General features: G+C 50.2%; 2 rRNA genes. Both read right to left on the bottom strand.

From position 1 onward, the window contains the following. A 5S ribosomal RNA gene (gene rrf, locus HMPREF2886_RS01695) occupies positions 1-99 on the bottom strand; the annotation flags it as partial. A 143-nt stretch (positions 100-242) separates the two neighbouring features. Continuing rightward, positions 243-406, bottom strand: a 23S ribosomal RNA gene (locus HMPREF2886_RS01690); the annotation flags it as partial.

Here is a 406-nt window from a genome sequence, read left to right as displayed (position 1 = left end):
TCTCACATGGGGAGACCCCACACTACCATCGGCGATGCGTCGTTTCACTTCTGAGTTCGGGAAGGGATCAGGTGGTTCCAACGCTCTATGATCGTCAAGCAATTCGGTTGGATATCCGTTCGCTTGGGCTTACGTCTATCCGGATTCAGGTATGTGATTTCAAGGTGTTTGCGGTTCATGCGAACTTTCGGTTCGTCGACTTCACCTTACAACACACAATCGTCAGATTGTTTGGGTGTTATATGGTCAAGCCTCACGGGCAATTAGTACTGGTTAGCTCAACGCCTCACAACGCTTACACACCCAGCCTATCAACGTCGTAGTCTTCGACGGCCCTTCAGGGGAATCAAGTTCCCAGTGAGATCTCATCTTGAGGCAAGTTTCCCGCTTAGATGCTTTCAGCGGT

The sequence above is a fragment of the Pseudomonas sp. HMSC066A08 genome (genome assembly GCF_001813025.1).
Lineage (GTDB): Bacteria > Pseudomonadota > Gammaproteobacteria > Pseudomonadales > Pseudomonadaceae > Pseudomonas > Pseudomonas aeruginosa.
Note: the sequence above shows the minus strand (reverse complement) of the source record. Positions and strands in the feature narration are given on the sequence as shown.